The sequence below is a fragment of the Rhodopseudomonas faecalis genome (assembly GCF_003217325.1).
In the GTDB taxonomy this organism is placed as follows: Bacteria; Pseudomonadota; Alphaproteobacteria; order Rhizobiales; family Xanthobacteraceae; genus Rhodopseudomonas; species Rhodopseudomonas faecalis.
In genome coordinates this window covers 1-15,617 of sequence record NZ_QJTI01000019.1, presented here as the reverse complement: position 1 = coordinate 15,617, position 15,617 = coordinate 1, and the positions used below count along the sequence as shown (strand labels likewise).

The 15,617-nt window shown below is 62.0% G+C and carries 28 protein-coding genes and 1 pseudogene; 28 read left to right on the top strand and 1 reads right to left on the bottom strand.

The features are described from left to right. The 28 genes from BJ122_RS14155 to rplQ form a co-directional block, all read left to right on the top strand. Positions 1–133: EF-Tu C-terminal domain-related protein (locus BJ122_RS14155; protein WP_488225878.1), on the top strand; the 133-nt coding region annotated here is incomplete at its 5' end. Positions 134–231: 98 nt separating this feature from the next. After that, positions 232–540, top strand: a complete 309-nt coding sequence (rpsJ, locus tag BJ122_RS14150) for a 30S ribosomal protein S10 (protein ID WP_002712302.1) — start codon at positions 232–234, stop codon at positions 538–540. Positions 541–592: 52 nt separating this feature from the next. After that, positions 593–1,321, top strand: coding sequence for a 50S ribosomal protein L3 (gene rplC / locus BJ122_RS14145; protein WP_027276732.1), 729 nt, complete (start codon positions 593–595; stop codon positions 1,319–1,321). Between the two features lies 1 nt (position 1,322). Continuing rightward, positions 1,323–1,943 (top strand): 50S ribosomal protein L4, encoded by a 621-nt coding sequence (gene rplD, locus BJ122_RS14140; protein WP_110781679.1) that lies wholly within the window; start codon positions 1,323–1,325, stop codon positions 1,941–1,943. Further along, entirely contained in the window at positions 1,940–2,239 is a 300-nt protein-coding gene (locus tag BJ122_RS14135) for a 50S ribosomal protein L23 (protein WP_027276734.1), read from the top strand. Before rplD ends, BJ122_RS14135 begins: the two co-directional genes overlap by 4 nt. A gap of 13 nt (positions 2,240–2,252) precedes the next feature. After that, positions 2,253–3,086 (top strand): 50S ribosomal protein L2, encoded by an 834-nt coding sequence (gene rplB, locus BJ122_RS14130; protein WP_110781678.1) that lies wholly within the window; start codon positions 2,253–2,255, stop codon positions 3,084–3,086. A 12-nt stretch (positions 3,087–3,098) separates the two neighbouring features. Further along, positions 3,099–3,377 carry a 30S ribosomal protein S19 gene (gene rpsS / locus BJ122_RS14125; protein ID WP_027276736.1) on the top strand — a complete coding sequence of 93 codons (279 nt, stop codon included), beginning with the start codon at positions 3,099–3,101 and terminating at the stop codon, positions 3,375–3,377. A 10-nt stretch (positions 3,378–3,387) separates the two neighbouring features. Continuing rightward, positions 3,388–3,768 carry a 50S ribosomal protein L22 gene (rplV, locus tag BJ122_RS14120; RefSeq protein WP_027276737.1) on the top strand — a complete coding sequence of 127 codons (381 nt, stop codon included), beginning with the start codon at positions 3,388–3,390 and terminating at the stop codon, positions 3,766–3,768. Between the two features lie 21 nt (positions 3,769–3,789). Continuing rightward, on the top strand, positions 3,790–4,488 hold the full coding sequence (gene rpsC / locus BJ122_RS14115; protein WP_110781676.1) for a 30S ribosomal protein S3: 699 nt from the start codon (positions 3,790–3,792) through the stop codon (positions 4,486–4,488). A gap of 33 nt (positions 4,489–4,521) precedes the next feature. Beyond that, positions 4,522–4,935: a 50S ribosomal protein L16 gene (gene rplP / locus BJ122_RS14110; RefSeq protein WP_027276739.1), complete on the top strand. Its 414-nt coding sequence runs from the start codon at positions 4,522–4,524 to the stop codon at positions 4,933–4,935. A gap of 10 nt (positions 4,936–4,945) precedes the next feature. Then, complete coding sequence (gene rpmC, locus BJ122_RS14105) at positions 4,946–5,152, top strand: 50S ribosomal protein L29 (RefSeq protein ID WP_110781675.1); 207 nt, start codon at positions 4,946–4,948, stop codon at positions 5,150–5,152. 9 nt (positions 5,153–5,161) lie between these two features. Beyond that, a complete protein-coding gene (gene rpsQ / locus BJ122_RS14100) occupies positions 5,162–5,410 on the top strand; it encodes a 30S ribosomal protein S17 (RefSeq protein ID WP_027276741.1) in 249 nt (82 codons plus the stop codon). A 39-nt stretch (positions 5,411–5,449) separates the two neighbouring features. After that, the gene (gene rplN, locus BJ122_RS14095) at positions 5,450–5,818 is read left to right on the top strand and encodes a 50S ribosomal protein L14 (RefSeq protein ID WP_027276742.1); all 369 of its coding nucleotides are present in this window, start codon (positions 5,450–5,452) and stop codon (positions 5,816–5,818) included. Further along, positions 5,818–6,132 (top strand): 50S ribosomal protein L24, encoded by a 315-nt coding sequence (gene rplX / locus BJ122_RS14090; protein ID WP_110781673.1) that lies wholly within the window; start codon positions 5,818–5,820, stop codon positions 6,130–6,132. Before rplN ends, rplX begins: the two co-directional genes overlap by 1 nt. After that, on the top strand, positions 6,125–6,682 hold the full coding sequence (rplE, locus tag BJ122_RS14085) for a 50S ribosomal protein L5 (protein WP_110781671.1): 558 nt from the start codon (positions 6,125–6,127) through the stop codon (positions 6,680–6,682). Before rplX ends, rplE begins: the two co-directional genes overlap by 8 nt. A gap of 43 nt (positions 6,683–6,725) precedes the next feature. Beyond that, entirely contained in the window at positions 6,726–7,031 is a 306-nt protein-coding gene (rpsN, locus tag BJ122_RS14080) for a 30S ribosomal protein S14 (RefSeq protein WP_027276745.1), read from the top strand. A 10-nt stretch (positions 7,032–7,041) separates the two neighbouring features. After that, complete coding sequence (gene rpsH / locus BJ122_RS14075; protein WP_027276746.1) at positions 7,042–7,440, top strand: 30S ribosomal protein S8; 399 nt, start codon at positions 7,042–7,044, stop codon at positions 7,438–7,440. Between the two features lie 13 nt (positions 7,441–7,453). After that, complete coding sequence (rplF, locus tag BJ122_RS14070) at positions 7,454–7,987, top strand: 50S ribosomal protein L6 (protein WP_110781670.1); 534 nt, start codon at positions 7,454–7,456, stop codon at positions 7,985–7,987. A gap of 11 nt (positions 7,988–7,998) precedes the next feature. Then, on the top strand, positions 7,999–8,361 hold the full coding sequence (gene rplR, locus BJ122_RS14065; RefSeq protein WP_110781668.1) for a 50S ribosomal protein L18: 363 nt from the start codon (positions 7,999–8,001) through the stop codon (positions 8,359–8,361). A 63-nt stretch (positions 8,362–8,424) separates the two neighbouring features. After that, a complete protein-coding gene (gene rpsE, locus BJ122_RS14060) occupies positions 8,425–8,997 on the top strand; it encodes a 30S ribosomal protein S5 (RefSeq protein WP_110781667.1) in 573 nt (190 codons plus the stop codon). Between the two features lie 82 nt (positions 8,998–9,079). Next, the gene (gene rpmD / locus BJ122_RS14055; protein WP_027276750.1) at positions 9,080–9,274 is read left to right on the top strand and encodes a 50S ribosomal protein L30; all 195 of its coding nucleotides are present in this window, start codon (positions 9,080–9,082) and stop codon (positions 9,272–9,274) included. Between the two features lie 12 nt (positions 9,275–9,286). Further along, on the top strand, positions 9,287–9,772 hold the full coding sequence (rplO, locus tag BJ122_RS14050) for a 50S ribosomal protein L15 (protein ID WP_103010963.1): 486 nt from the start codon (positions 9,287–9,289) through the stop codon (positions 9,770–9,772). A gap of 143 nt (positions 9,773–9,915) precedes the next feature. After that, positions 9,916–11,247: a preprotein translocase subunit SecY gene (secY, locus tag BJ122_RS14045; RefSeq protein WP_110781665.1), complete on the top strand. Its 1,332-nt coding sequence runs from the start codon at positions 9,916–9,918 to the stop codon at positions 11,245–11,247. Next, positions 11,244–12,539: an adenylate kinase gene (locus tag BJ122_RS14040; RefSeq protein ID WP_110781664.1), complete on the top strand. Its 1,296-nt coding sequence runs from the start codon at positions 11,244–11,246 to the stop codon at positions 12,537–12,539. Before secY ends, BJ122_RS14040 begins: the two co-directional genes overlap by 4 nt. 174 nt (positions 12,540–12,713) lie before the next feature. Next, positions 12,714–13,082, top strand: coding sequence for a 30S ribosomal protein S13 (gene rpsM, locus BJ122_RS14035; protein ID WP_110781662.1), 369 nt, complete (start codon positions 12,714–12,716; stop codon positions 13,080–13,082). 128 nt (positions 13,083–13,210) lie between these two features. Then, positions 13,211–13,600 carry a 30S ribosomal protein S11 gene (gene rpsK, locus BJ122_RS14030; RefSeq protein ID WP_027276755.1) on the top strand — a complete coding sequence of 130 codons (390 nt, stop codon included), beginning with the start codon at positions 13,211–13,213 and terminating at the stop codon, positions 13,598–13,600. A 93-nt stretch (positions 13,601–13,693) separates the two neighbouring features. Further along, entirely contained in the window at positions 13,694–14,725 is a 1,032-nt protein-coding gene (locus BJ122_RS14025; protein ID WP_110781661.1) for a DNA-directed RNA polymerase subunit alpha, read from the top strand. 147 nt (positions 14,726–14,872) lie between these two features. Next, positions 14,873–15,283 (top strand): 50S ribosomal protein L17, encoded by a 411-nt coding sequence (rplQ, locus tag BJ122_RS14020; RefSeq protein ID WP_110781659.1) that lies wholly within the window; start codon positions 14,873–14,875, stop codon positions 15,281–15,283. A 158-nt stretch (positions 15,284–15,441) separates the two neighbouring features. Here rplQ and BJ122_RS19655 read toward each other — a convergent pair. After that, positions 15,442–15,617, bottom strand: a pseudogene (locus BJ122_RS19655) (IS481 family transposase); the annotation flags it as partial.

Genomic DNA, 15,617 nt, shown 5'->3' with positions numbered 1-15,617 from the left:
GATGCCGGGCGACAACATCGCGATGGAAGTGCACCTGATCGTGCCGATCGCGATGGAAGAGAAGCTGCGCTTCGCTATCCGCGAAGGTGGCCGCACCGTCGGCGCCGGCGTGGTCGCCTCGATCATCGAGTAAGAGAAGCGAATAGCAACGGTGGATGGCGGACTGATCAAGGTCTGTCCGTCATCCGCCTTTCACTACTCACTACTCGCTTTTCATAGAGAGAAACGGCAATGAACGGCCAGAATATTCGCATCCGCCTCAAGGCGTTCGACCATCGGATTCTCGATACGTCGACCCGAGAGATCGTGAATACCGCGAAGCGTACCGGCGCGCAGGTCCGTGGACCCATCCCGCTGCCGACGCGCATCGAGAAGTTCACCGTCAACCGTTCGCCGCACGTCGATAAGAAGAGCCGCGAGCAGTTCGAGATGCGCACCCACAAGCGTCTTCTCGATATCGTCGATCCGACGCCGCAGACCGTCGATGCTTTGATGAAGCTCGACCTCGCCGCGGGCGTCGACGTCGAAATCAAGCTCTAAGCATTTTGGATCCCGTCCGAACCAACGGACAGAAAGAACAGGAAGCACGCCGATGCGCTCCGGAGTGATCGCACAAAAGGTCGGGATGACGCGGGTCTTTACGGAGACCGGCGAACACATCCCCGTGACCGTGCTCAAGCTTGGCAATTGCCAGGTGCTCGCCCACCGCACCATGGATACTAACGGTTACGTGGCGCTGCAGCTCGGCTCCGGCTCGCGGAAGACCGTGTACATGCCGAAGGCTGAGCGCGGCCAATTCGCCGCTGCCAAGGTTGAACCGAAGCGCAAAGTCGCTGAATTCCGGGTTTCGGAAGACTCGGTTATTCCGGTTGGCGCCGAGATCCTCGCGGATCATTTCGTCGTCGGTCAGTTCGTCGACGTCACTGGCACTTCGGTCGGTAAGGGTTTTGCCGGCGGTATGAAGCGCTGGAACTTCGGTGGTCTGCGCGCCACCCACGGTGTCTCGGTCTCGCATCGTTCGATCGGTTCGACCGGTGGCCGTCAGGACCCGGGCAAGACCTTCAAGAACAAGAAGATGCCCGGTCACATGGGCGTCGATCGGGTCACGACCCTGAACCTGCGCGTGGTGCAGACCGACGTTGAGCGCGGCCTGATCCTCGTCGAGGGCGCGGTGCCGGGCTCGAAGGGCGGTTGGATTTCGGTGCGTGACGCGGTGAAGAAGGCATTGCCGGAAGGCGCGCCCAAGCCGGGCAAGTTCCGTCTGGCCGGTGACGGCGAACAGGCGGCTGCTGCTCCGGCGGCCGAGCAGGAGGGTGCGTGAGATGGAATTGAAAGTCACCACGCTCGAGGGTAAGGACGCCGGTTCCGTCCAACTCTCGGACGAGATCTTCGGTCTCGATCCTCGCGCCGACATCATTCAGCGTTGCATCATCTGGCAGCTCGCCAAGCGCCAGGCGGGCACGCACAAGACCAAGGGGCGTGCGGAAATCGCGCGCACCGGTAAGAAGATGTACAAGCAGAAGGGCACCGGCGGCGCCCGTCACGGCTCGAAGCGCGTCCCGCAGTTCCGCGGCGGTGGTCGTGCGTTCGGTCCGGTGGTTCGCTCGCATGCCATCGACCTGCCGAAGAAGGTGCGTGCGCTCGCTCTGAAGCACGCGCTGTCGGCTAAGGCCAAGGACGGCGGTCTGATCGTGATCGATCAGGCGACGATGGAAAGCGCCAAGACCAAGGCTCTGATCGGCAACTTCGCCGGTCTCGGCCTGACCAGCGCGCTCATCATCGATGGGGCCGAGCTCAACGCCGGTTTCGCGATGGCGGCGCGCAACATTCCGAACATCGACGTGCTGCCGATTCAGGGCATCAACGTCTATGACATCCTGCGCCGTCAGAAGCTGGTGCTGACCAAGGCGGCGGTTGATGCGCTGGAGGCGCGGTTCAAATGAAAAACATCGACCCGCGCCATTACGACGTCATCGTCGCGCCGGTGGTGACCGAAAAGGCCACCATGGCTTCTGAGCACAACAAGGTGGTGTTCAAGGTCGCCGGCAAGGCCACCAAGCCGCAGATCAAGGAAGCGGTCGAGAAGCTGTTCGACGTCAAGGTCAAGAGCGTCAACACGCTGGTGCGCAAGGGCAAGAGCAAGGCCTTCCGCGGCACCTTCGGGACGCAGTCCGATTCCAAGCGTGCGATCGTGACCCTCGAAGAGGGCCACCGCATCGACGTCACCACCGGTCTCTGAGGCGGATACGACGATGGCATTGAAGAAGTTTAATCCGACGACGCCGGGCCAGCGCCAGCTGGTGATGGTCGATCGTTCCGCGCTGTACAAGGGCAAGCCGGTCAAGGTTTTGACCGAAGGCAAGAACTCGAACGGCGGTCGCAACAACACCGGACGCATCACCGTGCGTTTCCGCGGCGGCGGGCACAAGCAGACCTACCGTCTGGTCGATTTCAAGCGCACCAAGGTCGACGTCCCGGCGACCGTTGAGCGTCTGGAATACGATCCGAACCGCACCGCGTTCATCGCGCTGATCAAGTATGCGGACGGCGAGCAGTCGTACATCCTGGCGCCGCAGCGCCTGGCCGTGGGCGACACCGTGATCGCCGGCGCCTATGTCGACGTGAAGCCGGGCAACGTCATGCCGCTGGGCAACATGCCGATCGGCACCATCGTCCACAACGTCGAGATGAAGATCGGGAAGGGCGGCCAGCTGGCTCGTTCGGCCGGCACCTATGCCCAGATCGTCGGTCGCGACCACGACTACGTGATCCTGCGTCTGAACTCGGGCGAGCAGCGCCTGGTTCACGGCCGCTGCACCGCCTCGATCGGTGCGGTGTCGAACCCGGACCACATGAACACCTCGATCGGCAAGGCCGGTCGTACCCGTTGGCTCGGCCGTCGCCCGCATAACCGCGGCGTCGTCATGAACCCGATCGACCATCCGCACGGCGGCGGTGAAGGCCGTACCTCGGGCGGTCGCCACCCGGTCACCCCGTGGGGCAAGCCGACCAAGGGCAAGAAGACCCGGTCGAACAAGTCGACCGACAAGTTCATTCTCATCAGCCGCCACAAGCGGAAGAAGTAAGGATAGCCGGACATGGTTCGCTCAGTCTGGAAAGGCCCGTTTGTTGAGGGCTCTCTGCTGAAGAAGGCGGATGCCGCGCGCGCGTCTGGTCGTCACGACGTCATCAAGATCTGGAGCCGTCGCTCGACCATCCTGCCGCAATTCGTCGGGCTGACCTTCGGCGTCTACAACGGTCATAAGCACGTGCCGGTGTCGGTGAACGAGGAAATGGTGGGTCACAAGTTCGGCGAGTTCTCGCCGACCCGGACCTTCCACGGCCATGCTGGCGATAAGAAAGCCAAGAAGGCTTGAGGACGGAGTCATGAGCAAACCAAAGCGCGAACGGAGCCTCCCGGATAACGAGGCCAAGGCCGTCGCCCGCATGCTTCGGGTGAGCCCGCAGAAGCTGAACCTGGTGGCGCAGCTCATCCGCGGCCGGAAGGCTTCGGCTGCGCTGGCTGACCTGCAGTTCTCGCGCAAGCGGATCGCGGTCGATGTCAAGAAGTGCCTGGAATCGGCTATCGCCAATGCCGAGAACAACCACGATCTCGACGTCGATGATCTGATTGTGTCAGAGGCTCACGTCGGCAAGGGAATCGTGTTGAAGCGTTTCGCTGCGCGCGGCCGTGGTCGCTCGGGCCGTATTTTCAAACCATTCGCGCAACTGACGATCGTGGTTCGTCAGGTTGAAGCGAGCGCTTAAGAACGGGCGCAGGAGACAACGATGGGTCAAAAGATCAATCCGATCGGGCTGCGCCTGGGCATCAACCGGACCTGGGATTCCCGTTGGTTCGCTGGCAAGGCTGAGTACGGCAAGCTGCTGCACGAGGACGTCAAAATCCGCGCAGTGCTGCAGAAGGAGCTGAAGCAGGCTGCTGTGGCGCGCATCGTGATCGAGCGTCCGCACAAGAAGTGCCGCGTCACCATCCACTCGGCTCGTCCGGGCGTGGTGATCGGCAAGAAGGGCGCGGACATCGACAAGCTGCGCAAGAAGGTGGCCGAAATCACCTCCGCCGACGTGGTGATCAACATCGTCGAAATCCGCAAGCCGGAGCTCGATGCCACGTTGGTCGCCGAATCGATCGCTCAGCAACTCGAGCGCCGCGTGGCGTTCCGTCGCGCGATGAAGCGGGCGGTGCAGTCGGCGATGCGTCTCGGCGCCGAGGGCATCCGTATCAACTGCTCGGGCCGTCTCGGCGGCGCTGAAATCGCTCGTATGGAGTGGTATCGCGAAGGCCGCGTGCCGCTGCACACGCTGCGCGCCGATGTCGATTACGGCGTGGCGACTGCGTTCACCACCTTCGGCACCTGCGGCGTCAAGGTCTGGATCTTCAAGGGCGAGATCCTTGAGCACGATCCGATGGCGCAGGACAAGCGGATGGCCGAAGGCGACAATTCGCGGCCGCGCCGCGACGCCGCCTGATCGGTCAGACAGAAAGTTTGAGGGCGTAAAGCCATGATGCAACCAAAGAAGACGAAGTTTCGCAAGGCGCATAAGGGCCGCATCCACGGCGTTGCGTCCTCGGGTGCGACGCTGTCGTTCGGCCAGTTCGGGCTGAAGGCGATGGCTCCGGAGCGCATCACGGCGCGTCAGATCGAGGCGGCGCGGCGTGCGCTCACCCGCCACATGAAGCGCGCCGGCCGTGTCTGGATCCGCATTTTCCCGGACCTTCCGGTGTCGAAGAAGCCGGCCGAAGTCCGCATGGGCTCCGGCAAGGGTTCGCCGGAATTGTGGGTCGCTCGCGTCAAGCCGGGCCGCGTGATCTTCGAGATCGACGGTGTCAACCAGGAGATCGCCCGCGAGGCGCTCACCCTTGCCGCTGCCAAGCTGCCGATCAAGACGCGCTTCGTGGCGCGCATTGCCGAGTAGGGACCAGGTCATGGCCGAGATGAAAGTCGCCGACATCCGCGCGATGAGTGAAGATCAGATGGACGAAGCGATCGGAAATCTGAAAAAGGAACGCTTCAATCTGCGTTTCCAGCGTGCTACCGGGCAGCTCGAGGATACCTCGCGGCTGCGTGAAGCCCGCCGCGATATCGCACGCATCAAGACCATTGCCGCGCAAAAGCGCGCTGCGAAGAAGTAAGGGGCCGACATGCCGAAACGTACGTTGCAGGGCGTGGTCGTCAGCGACAAGCAAGCAAAAACGGTTGTGGTTCGCGTCGATAGGCGCTTTACACATCCGCTGTACAAGAAAACGATTCGCCGTTCGAAGAACTATCACGCTCACGACGAGAACAACGAGTTCAAGCCGGGTGATGTGGTTTGGATCGAAGAGAGCAAGCCGATCTCGAAGTTGAAGCGCTGGACGGTGGTCCGGGGCGAACCGAAGAAAACCGCCTAAGCGCACCTTTGCGCATCAGAGAGAGGACGAGGTGCATCAATGATTCAGATGCAGACCAACCTCGACGTGGCCGATAATTCCGGCGCACGCCGTGTTATGTGCATCAAGGTGCTGGGAGGTTCCCGCCGCCGTTATGCCACCGTTGGCGATATTATTGTCGTGTCGATCAAGGAAGCCATCCCGCGCGGGAAGGTGAAGAAGGGCGACGTGATGAAGGCCGTTGTGGTGCGGGTCCGCAAGGACATCCGCCGCGCCGACGGCTCGGTGATCCGTTTCGACCGCAATGCGGCCGTGTTGATCAACAACCAGTCGGAGCCGATCGGCACCCGTATTTTCGGGCCGGTGCCGCGCGAGCTTCGCGCCAAGAACCACATGAAGATTATTTCGCTCGCGCCGGAGGTGCTGTGATGGCTGCCAAGATCCGGAAGGGTGACACTGTGATCGTGCTGACCGGTCGCGACAAGGGTCGCACCGGCGAGGTGTTCGAAGTTCGTCCCAGCGACAACAAGGCGCTGGTCCGTGGCGTGAACATCGTGAAGCGTCATCAGAAGCAGACCCAGGCGCAGGAAGGCGGCATCGTCTCTAAGGAGGCGCCGATCCACCTGTCCAACATCGCGATCGTCGGCAAGGACGGCAAGCCGACTCGCGTGGGCTTCAAGATTCAGGCGGATGGCAAGAAGGTCCGCGTTGCCAAGCGCTCGGGAGCAGAGATCGATGGCTGAGACCGCTTACATTCCGCGTCTTCGCTCGGAATACGACCGTAAGATTCGCAGCAAGCTGACCGAGCAGTTCGGCTACGCCAACGTCATGCAGGTTCCGCGCCTGGACAAGGTCGTGCTGAACATGGGCATCGGCGAAGCCGTCAACGATCGCAAGAAGGCCGAGCAGGCTGCTGCCGACCTCGGGCTGATCGCCGGCCAGAAGCCGGTGATCACCTATTCGCGGATGGCGATCTCGACCTTCAAGCTGCGCGAGAATCAGCCGATCGGCGCCAAGGTGACGCTGCGTCAGGCGCGGATGTACGAGTTCATTGATCGCCTGATCACCGTCGCGCTGCCGCGCGTGCGAGACTTCCGCGGTCTGAACCCGAAGAGCTTCGACGGCCGTGGCAATTATTCGCTCGGCATCAAGGAGCACATCATTTTCCCCGAAATCGATTTCGACAAGATGGGGGAGACGTGGGGCATGGACATCACGGTCTGCACGACCGCGAAGACCGATGAGGAAGCCCGCGCGTTGTTGACCGCTTTTAATTTCCCGTTCCGGCAGTGAGAAGCTGATCAGCCTCTCAAACGCGGAAACCCAGGAGCCAAGCATGGCGAAGAAGAGTTCAATCGAGAAGAATAACCGGCGCAAGAAGATGGCCAAGAATGCGGGCCCGAAGCGCGAGCGGCTGAAGGCGATCATCGCCGACAAGTCGAAGCCGATGGAAGAGCGGTTCGCCGCCACCCTGAAGCTGGCTGAGATGCCCCGCAATTCGTCGGCTACCCGCATCCGCAATCGTTGCGAGCTGACCGGCCGTTCCCGCTCGGTGTATCGCAAGAACAAGCTTAGCCGTATCGCGATCCGCGACCTCGGCTCGCGCGGCCTGGTTCCGGGCCTCGTGAAGTCAAGCTGGTAAGGAGGCGGAGATGTCAACGCACGATCCAATCAGCGATCTGATCACCCGCATCCGCAACGCGCAGATGCGTAACAAGTCGAAGGTTTCGACCCCCGGATCGAAGATGCGGGCCAACGTGCTCGAAGTGCTGAAGACGGAAGGCTACATCCGCGGCTATGCCACGGTTGAGCACGCATCCGGCCGCAGCGAGATCGAAATCGAGCTGAAATACTTCGACGGCGAGCCGGTGATCCGTGAGATCTCCCGCGTGTCGAAGCCGGGCCGCCGTGTCTACGCTTCCGTGAAGAACCTGCCGCGCGTGAACAACGGTCTCGGCATTTCTGTGTTGTCGACGCCGAAGGGAATCATGGCCGACCACGACGCACGCGATGCGAATGTTGGCGGCGAAGTTCTCTTCACGGTGTTCTGAGGAAGGATTAGCCATGTCACGTGTTGGCAAAAAGCCCGTCACGGTCCCCTCGGGAGTCACCGCGAGTGTCGAGGGCCAGACCGTCAAGGTGAAGGGCCCCAAGGGCCAGCTGCAGTTCGTCGTTCACGACGACGTCGAAGTGAAGTTCGCGGACGGAGCTGTCACCGTTGCGCCGCGCTTCGAAACCAAGCGGGCGCGTTCGCTGTATGGCACCGCGCGCGCTCAGGTTGCGAACCTGGTCGAGGGCGTCACCAAGGGCTTTGAGAAGAAGCTCGAAATCACCGGCGTTGGCTATCGCGCCGCGTTGCAGGGCAAGAACCTGCAGCTCGCGCTCGGTTATAGCCATGACGTGGTGTATCCGATCCCGGAAGGCATCGCGATCACCGTGCCGAAGCCGACCGAAATCAACGTTGCCGGCATGGATGCCCAGCAGGTTGGTCAGGTCGCCGCGGAAATCCGCAGCTATCGTCCGCCGGAGCCGTACAAGGGCAAGGGCGTGCGTTACGCCAACGAGTTCATCTTCCGCAAGGAAGGCAAGAAGAAGTAACGGAGCCGGTCATGTCCAAAGCGAATGTTACGAATGCCCGGCGCAAGCAGCGTGTTCGGCTGGCGCTGCGTCGTACGGCCAATGGTCGTCCGCGGTTGTCCGTTTTCCGCTCGTCGAAGCACATCTACGCCCAGGTGATCGACGATCAAAAGGGGGTGACGCTGGCCTCCGCTTCATCGCTGGAAAAGGCGATGCGCGAAGCCGGCAACACCGGAGCCAACATCGATGCCGCCAAGGCGGTAGGCAAGCTGTTGGCAGAGCGTGCCGTTCAGAACGGCGTCAAGGAAGTGGTGTTCGACCGCGGCGGCTACCTTTATCACGGCCGCATCAAAGCGCTGGCGGACGCGGCTCGCGAGAGCGGGCTGACCTTCTAAGATTTTGGGTTCGTACGGACATTGAGGATAAGGGGCGAATGCCCCTCAAGGATTGGAAAACACATGTCAGGTGAACGCGAACGCGGTGGACGCGACCGGGCCCCCCGGGAGGAGCGCGACAGCGAATTCGTCGACAAGCTCGTCCACATCAATCGTGTGGCGAAGGTCGTCAAGGGCGGTAAGCGGTTCGGCTTTGCAGCGCTGGTTGTGATCGGCGATCAGAAGGGCCGGGTTGGTTTTGGTCACGGCAAGGCGCGCGAAGTGCCGGAAGCGATCCGCAAGGCCACCGAGGCCGCGAAGCGCAACCTGACTCGCGTTCCGCTCCGTGAGGGCCGCACCCTGCATCACGACATCGCTGGCCGTCATGGCGCGGGCCGTGTCTATCTGCGCGCGGCGCCGGCTGGTACCGGCATCATCGCGGGTGGCCCGATGCGCGCCGTGTTCGAAACGCTCGGCATCCAGGACGTGGTTGCCAAGTCGGTCGGCTCGTCGAACCCGTACAACATGGTTCGCGCCACCTTCAACGCGCTGAAGCATCTGGATTCGCCGCGCTCCGTGGCGGCTCGCCGCAACATCAAGGTTTCCACTCTGCAGGCTCGCCGCATCGGCGGCGACGCTGAAGTGGCGGCCGACTAACACGATGGTGCGAACCGGATTGGCGTGATACGCCATCCGGGTTTCGCGCCGCTCAATGAGACGCGATCTGGAGTTGATGACGATGGCCAACGCCGCAAAGACAATCAAGGTCATGCAGACCGCCAGCGCAATCCGCCGCCATCACTCGCAGCGGGCGACGTTGGTTGGCCTGAAACTGAACAAGATCGGCCGTATTTCCGAGCTTCAGGACACTCCCGAAGTTCGCGGCATGATCGCAAAGGTTCCCCATCTCGTTCGCATCGTCGACGAAAAGTAAGGAGACAGGGCGATGAAGCTCAGCGAGATCGCCGACAACGCCGGCGCGCGCAAGAAGCGGATGCGCATTTGCCGCGGCATTGGTTCGGGCAAGGGTAAGACCGGTGGTCGCGGCGGCAAGGGCCAGACCGCGCGTTCGGGCGTGCGTATCAAGGGTTTTGAAGGCGGCCAGATGCCGCTGCATCGGCGTCTGCCGAAGCGCGGCTTTAACAACATCTTCCGCATCGAATACGCCGAGATCAATCTCGACCGTTTGCAGGAAGCTGTGGATGCCAAGGCGGTTGACGCTGGCGCCGTGGTCAATGCCGAGGCTCTGGTGGCGGCCGGTGTGGTGCGTCGCGCCAAGAACGGCATCCGTCTGCTCGGTCGCGGTGAACTGACCGCGAAGCTGAACATCGAGGTGCACGGCGCCACCAAGTCGGCGATCGCTGCGGTCGAGAAGGCTGGCGGCACCGTGAAGATCCTGGCGCCGGTTCAGGCCGAAGGCGAAGCGGCGTAATCTCCAACAGGCCGCTTGCAAAAGCGGCCTGCTGATCGCCGAACGATCGATTTTCAGGACGCCGTACACACCTTGATGTCCGGCTTCCGCCGCATGCCCCCACGGGGGCATGGCGGTGCGGGCGGCCCAGGAGAAAGCCGAATATGGTCTCTGCAGCGGAACAACTCGCAGCAAACCTTAATTTTTCCGCGCTCGGGAAGGCGGAAGAGCTCAAAAAACGAATTTGGTTCACGCTCGGTGCGCTGCTGGTGTACCGGCTGGGAACCTATGTGCCGCTCCCGGGTATCGATCCCAACGTCTGGGAACAGGTGTTCAAATCACAAGCCGGCGGCATTTTGGGCATGTTCAACATGTTCGCCGGCGGCGGCATCAATCGCATGGCGATTTTTGCCCTCAACATCATGCCGTACATCTCGGCATCGATCATCATTCAGCTCCTCACCACCGTCTCCAAGCAGCTCGAAGCGCTGAAGAAGGAAGGCGAGGCGGGTCGCAAGACCATCAATCAATACACGCGCTATCTGACCGTGGTGCTCGCCACCGCGCAGGCCTATGGCATTGCGGTTGGTCTGCAGGGCGCGGGTAACGTTGTCGCCGAGCCGGGCGTGTTCTTCCTGGTCTCGACCACCGTGACGCTGACCGGCGGCACCATGTTCCTGATGTGGCTGGGTGAGCAGATCACCTCGCGCGGCATCGGCAATGGTATCTCGCTGATCATCTTGGCCGGTATCGTCGCCGAACTGCCCGCCGCGCTGGCCGGCATGCTGGAACTCGGCCGTCAGGGCGCGCTGTCCACCGGCCTGATCCTGATCGTGCTGGTGATGGCCGTGGCCGTGATCGCGTTCATCGTGTTCATGGAACGCGCTCAGCGCCGGCTGCTGATCCAGTATCCGAAGCGCCAGGTCGGCAATAAGATGTTTGAGGGCCAGTCCTCGCATCTGCCGCTCAAGCTCAACACCTCGGGCGTGATCCCGCCGATCTTTGCGTCGTCGCTGCTGCTGCTGCCGGCCACCATCGCGAACTTCAACACCGGCACCGGTCCGGAGTGGTTCCAGTGGGTCGTCACCCAGTTTGGGCACGGTCGGCCGCTGTTCCTGATTTTCTACATCGCGATGATCGTGTTCTTCGCGTTCTTCTACACCGCGATCGTGTTCAACCCGACCGAAACCGCGGACAATCTGAAGAAGCATGGCGGCTTCATTCCGGGCATCCGTCCGGGCGAGCGCACCGCCGAGTACATCGATTATGTGCTGTCCCGTATCACCGTGGTCGGCGCAGCCTATCTCGCGATCGTCTGTTTGATCCCGGAAGTTCTGATTTCCTACGCCTCGGTGCCGTTCTATTTCGGGGGAACGTCATTGCTGATCGTGGTCAGCGTGACCATGGACACCGTCGCGCAAGTGCAGGGCTATCTACTGGCGCACCAGTATGAGGGCCTGATCAAGAAGTCGAAGCTGAGGGGCCGACGTAAATGAGACTGATTCTTCTCGGGCCGCCGGGGGCCGGCAAGGGAACGCAGGCGCAGCGGCTGGTTGAACGTTACAGCATCGTTCAATTGTCGACCGGCGACATGCTGCGCGCCGCCGTCGCGGCCGAAACGGCGATCGGCCTGAGGGCCAAGGACATCATGGCTTCGGGCGGGCTGGTGCCCGACGAGGTGGTGGTCGGCATCATTTCGGACCGGCTCGAGCTCGACGACGCTGAGAATGGTTTCATCCTTGACGGTTTCCCGCGCACCGTGCCGCAGGCTGAGGCGCTCGACGAGCTGCTGTCGAGCAAGGGCATCGAGCTCGACGCCGTGGTCGAGCTGAAGGTCAATGAAGGCGCGCTGCTGGAGCGCGTCGAGAATCGCGTCGCCGAGATGCGCGCGCGTGGCGAAGAGCCGCGTGCCGACGATAATGCCGAAGCGCTGGCCAAGCGCCTGGCGTCGTATCGCGCTCAGACCGAACCGCTGGTTCAATATTATTCCGAGCGCCGCAAGCTGCTGACCGTCGATGGCATGATGACCATCGAGGAGGTCACCAAGGAAATCGAGCGGCTGCTGAACGCCGTGACCGCTGGTGATTCGAAGCCGGCGCGCCGGTCGGCCAAGCCGAAGGCCGCGAAGGCCAAGCCCGCGAAAGCCAAGGCTGGTAAGGCCAAGGCTGGTAAGGCTTCCAAGGAAGCGACCGCTGAGACCGCTAAGCCGAAGGCTGCCAAGGGCGCCAAGGCGGACAAGGCTGCCAAGCCCGCTAAGGGCAAGGCGGTGAAGGCCAAGGCCGCCAAGGCTAAGCCGGCCAAGGCCGTTAAGGGCAAGGCTGTTAAGGGCAAGGCCGCGAAGGCTGACGTCGCCAAGGCCAAGGCTGCGAAGGGCAAGACTTCTAAGGTCAAGGCGCCCAAGGCCAGCGCGTCGAAGGCCAGCGCGTCGAAAGCTAAGGCTGGCAAAGCCAAGGCCGGCAAGGCGGTCAAGACCCTGAAAAAGGCGGTCAAGGCGCCGAAGGCCAGCAAGAACAGCGCCAAAAATACGGCGAAGCCGGTTGCAAAGTCTGGACACAAGGCCGGACTCAAGGGCAAGAAGGCCACCGCCAACAGCAAGGCGCCGGTTGCGAAGGTGGGCAAGACCGCCGGGAAGGCCAAGGCACCAAGCAAAAAGGCACCAAGCAAAAAGGCGCCGAGCAAAAAGGCCGCCGCCAACAAAAAGGCGGTTGCCAAGACGGCGACGAAGGCGGTTCGCAAGACCGCTGGAAAAGCTGGTCGGAGCTCCACGAAAAAGCGGGGCAAAGCCTAGCAGCGGTTGACGAAACCGAGTCGAGTCCAGTATGAGGGGCGCATTCTGTCGGAATTTCAGACGATGCCTAGCCCTGAGAGTTGAGGGGAAAGGCGTCGTGTTCGCGTTGCGAACAGCCGCCTGAGTTAGCGACAAGAACTGCCGGTCGGATGGCCGGCGACAGGAGAGAAGTCTGTGGCCCGTATTGCCGGCGTAAACATTCCGACCAACAAGCGCGTTCTGATCGCGCTGCAGTATATCCATGGCATCGGCCAGAAGAACGCCGCTGACATCATGGAAAAGGTGAAGATTCCCGCGGACCGTCGCGTCAATCAGCTGACGGACCAGGAAGTCTTGCAGATCCGCGAAGTCATCGACCGCGACTATCTCGTCGAGGGCGACCTGCGTCGTGAGACTGGCATGAACATCAAGCGCCTGATGGACCTCGGCTGCTATCGCGGCCTGCGCCATCGTCGCGGCCTGCCGGTGCGTGGCCAGCGGACCCACACCAATGCGCGTACGCGCAAGGGTCCGGCCAAGGCGATTGCCGGCAAGAAGAAGTAAGTCGGCGAATTTTGACGGCGGGTGGCGAGGGGGACGTTGTCCCGTTCTCCGCCCGCTGTTCCCTATTCGCTTTTGTGGTGTAGCCGCTGGCGTTACGGCGGCGTTTGAGATCTCTAGAAAGGTAAGCAATGGCCAAGGAAGCCACCCGCGTTCGTCGTCGTGAGCGTAAGAACATCGCGTCGGGCATCGCCCATGTGAACTCGTCGTTCAACAACACCACCATCACCATCACCGACGCGCAGGGCAACACCATTGCCTGGTCGTCGGCCGGTACCATGGGTTTCAAGGGGTCGCGCAAGTCGACCCCCTATGCGGCGCAGGTGGCTGCTGAAGACGTGGCCAAGAAGGCTCAGGAACACGGCATGCGCACCCTCGAGGTCGAGGTGGCGGGTCCGGGCTCGGGTCGTGAATCGGCGCTGCGCGCGCTGCAGGCCGCTGGCTTCACCGTGACGTCGATCCGGGACGTGACCTCGATCCCGCACAATGGTTGCCGTCCGCGGAAGCGTCGTCGGGTCTAAATGTTTCAGCCGCCGGCAGCCCAGCTGCCGGCGGGCTCCGCTATTTTCGCGCGGCCGCGTCCGCAGCCTCCAACGCCAGACACTCTCGATGGCATGGGTGAAACAGTGACGATCCAGAAAAATTGGCAAGAACTGATCAGACCGAACAAGCTTCAGGTCACCCCGGGCAGCGATCCGTCCCGTCTTGCGACCCTGGTTGCCGAACCGCTTGAGCGTGGTTTTGGCCAGACGCTCGGCAACGCGCTGCGCCGTGTGCTGCTGTCGTCGCTGCAGGGTGCCGCTGTGCAGTCGGTTCATATCGACGGCGTGCTGCACGAGTTCTCCTCGATCGCCGGCGTGCGCGAGGACGTCACCGACATCGTGCTGAACATCAAGGACATCTCGATCAAGATGCAGGGCGAAGGCCCCAAGCGCATGGTCGTGAAGAAGCAGGGTCCGGGCACCGTCACCGCTGGTGACATCCAGACCGTCGGCGACATCGTGGTGCTCAATCCGGAGCTCGCGCTGTGCACGCTCGACGATGGCGCCGAGATTCGCATGGAATTCACCGTCGACACCGGCAAGGGCTACGTTGCCGCTGAGCGCAACCGTCCCGAGGACGCGCCGATCGGCCTGATCCCGGTCGACAGCCTGTACTCGCCGGTCAAGAAGGTGTCGTACAAGGTCGAGAACACCCGCGAAGGTCAGATCCTCGACTACGACAAGCTGACCATGACGGTTGAGACCAACGGCGCCATCACGCCGGAGGACGCCGTGGCCTATGCCGCGCGCATCCTGCAGGATCAGCTGAACGTGTTCGTCAACTTCGAAGAGCCGCGCAAGGAAGTCACCCAGGAGATCATCCCGGATCTGGCGTTCAACCCGGCGTTCCTCAAGAAGGTCGACGAGCTCGAACTGTCGGTGCGTTCGGCTAACTGCCTGAAGAACGACAATATCGTCTACATCGGCGACCTGGTGCAGAAGTCGGAAGCGGAAATGCTGCGCACCCCGAACTTCGGCCGCAAGTCGCTGAACGAGATCAAGGAAGTGCTGGCCCAGATGGGGCTGCATCTCGGCATGGAAGTGCCGGGCTGGCCGCCGGAGAACATCGATGAGCTGGCCAAGCGCTTCGAAGATCACTACTGAGCGAATAGCGAGTAGGGGGTAGCGAATAGAGAATATCTATTCGCTACTTGCTGCTCACCATTCACTTCCACCGGGCGAACGCAGGAAGCCCACCTGAGCAACGTGTCCGACGAACCGTCGTGACCACTGAAGTCAAGGAATACGAAAATGCGTCATGGTAAGGTTCATCGGAAGCTCAATCGCACCGCCGAACACCGCAAGGCGATGTTCGCCAATATGTGCGCTGCGCTGATCAAGCATGAGCAGATCGTCACCACGCTGCCGAAGGCCAAGGAACTGCGCCCGATCGTCGAAAAGCTGGTGACGCTCGGCAAGAAGGGTACGCTGGCTGCCCGCCGTCAGGCGATCAGCGAGATGCGCGACGTCGATCAGGTCAAGAAGCTGTTTGACGTGCTGGCGCCGCGCTACAAGGAGCGTCAGGGCGGCTACACCCGCATCATCAAGGCCGGCTTCCGCTACGGCGACAACGCCGCGATGGCGGTGATCGAATTCGTCGATCGCGACATCGAAGCCAAGGGCAAGGACTCTGGTCAGATCGAGGAAGCCGAAGCGGCGTAAGCCACGCTTCCAAGCTGAATTCGTGAAAAGGCGGCGCTGCGCAGCGCCGCCTTTTTTCGTTGGTGCCGCGCCGCCAACCCGCCACGTTGCAGCATCACGTCATCGCATGAATATACCAACGGCTCCTACCATTGACTCGTCATGCCCGCGCTTGTTGTTTAGCCCGGGGACATGTCGGACACCTGTTCGGGGACATCACTGACACTTTTGGGCGTGGTCAAGTCGATCGTTGCGACTGACCACGATCCGAAGAAGATTCCATAGCGACCGTCCTGGTCGAGCGGCCGCACGGCGAGGCGTTCACCGCGCAAGGCGCGTGGCACCTGCCAGAGGC

Coding starts and splice junctions, on each gene's coding strand:
- rpsJ (WP_002712302.1), top strand. CDS start 232: ATGAACGGCCAGAATATTCGCATCCGCCTCAAGGCGTTCGACCATCGG.
- rplC (WP_027276732.1), top strand. CDS start 593: ATGCGCTCCGGAGTGATCGCACAAAAGGTCGGGATGACGCGGGTCTTT.
- rplD (WP_110781679.1), top strand. CDS start 1,323: ATGGAATTGAAAGTCACCACGCTCGAGGGTAAGGACGCCGGTTCCGTC.
- BJ122_RS14135 (WP_027276734.1), top strand. CDS start 1,940: ATGAAAAACATCGACCCGCGCCATTACGACGTCATCGTCGCGCCGGTG.
- rplB (WP_110781678.1), top strand. CDS start 2,253: ATGGCATTGAAGAAGTTTAATCCGACGACGCCGGGCCAGCGCCAGCTG.
- rpsS (WP_027276736.1), top strand. CDS start 3,099: ATGGTTCGCTCAGTCTGGAAAGGCCCGTTTGTTGAGGGCTCTCTGCTG.
- rplV (WP_027276737.1), top strand. CDS start 3,388: ATGAGCAAACCAAAGCGCGAACGGAGCCTCCCGGATAACGAGGCCAAG.
- rpsC (WP_110781676.1), top strand. CDS start 3,790: ATGGGTCAAAAGATCAATCCGATCGGGCTGCGCCTGGGCATCAACCGG.
- rplP (WP_027276739.1), top strand. CDS start 4,522: ATGATGCAACCAAAGAAGACGAAGTTTCGCAAGGCGCATAAGGGCCGC.
- rpmC (WP_110781675.1), top strand. CDS start 4,946: ATGGCCGAGATGAAAGTCGCCGACATCCGCGCGATGAGTGAAGATCAG.
- rpsQ (WP_027276741.1), top strand. CDS start 5,162: ATGCCGAAACGTACGTTGCAGGGCGTGGTCGTCAGCGACAAGCAAGCA.
- rplN (WP_027276742.1), top strand. CDS start 5,450: ATGATTCAGATGCAGACCAACCTCGACGTGGCCGATAATTCCGGCGCA.
- rplX (WP_110781673.1), top strand. CDS start 5,818: ATGGCTGCCAAGATCCGGAAGGGTGACACTGTGATCGTGCTGACCGGT.
- rplE (WP_110781671.1), top strand. CDS start 6,125: ATGGCTGAGACCGCTTACATTCCGCGTCTTCGCTCGGAATACGACCGT.
- rpsN (WP_027276745.1), top strand. CDS start 6,726: ATGGCGAAGAAGAGTTCAATCGAGAAGAATAACCGGCGCAAGAAGATG.
- rpsH (WP_027276746.1), top strand. CDS start 7,042: ATGTCAACGCACGATCCAATCAGCGATCTGATCACCCGCATCCGCAAC.
- rplF (WP_110781670.1), top strand. CDS start 7,454: ATGTCACGTGTTGGCAAAAAGCCCGTCACGGTCCCCTCGGGAGTCACC.
- rplR (WP_110781668.1), top strand. CDS start 7,999: ATGTCCAAAGCGAATGTTACGAATGCCCGGCGCAAGCAGCGTGTTCGG.
- rpsE (WP_110781667.1), top strand. CDS start 8,425: ATGTCAGGTGAACGCGAACGCGGTGGACGCGACCGGGCCCCCCGGGAG.
- rpmD (WP_027276750.1), top strand. CDS start 9,080: ATGGCCAACGCCGCAAAGACAATCAAGGTCATGCAGACCGCCAGCGCA.
- rplO (WP_103010963.1), top strand. CDS start 9,287: ATGAAGCTCAGCGAGATCGCCGACAACGCCGGCGCGCGCAAGAAGCGG.
- secY (WP_110781665.1), top strand. CDS start 9,916: ATGGTCTCTGCAGCGGAACAACTCGCAGCAAACCTTAATTTTTCCGCG.
- BJ122_RS14040 (WP_110781664.1), top strand. CDS start 11,244: ATGAGACTGATTCTTCTCGGGCCGCCGGGGGCCGGCAAGGGAACGCAG.
- rpsK (WP_027276755.1), top strand. CDS start 13,211: ATGGCCAAGGAAGCCACCCGCGTTCGTCGTCGTGAGCGTAAGAACATC.
- BJ122_RS14025 (WP_110781661.1), top strand. CDS start 13,694: ATGGGTGAAACAGTGACGATCCAGAAAAATTGGCAAGAACTGATCAGA.
- rplQ (WP_110781659.1), top strand. CDS start 14,873: ATGCGTCATGGTAAGGTTCATCGGAAGCTCAATCGCACCGCCGAACAC.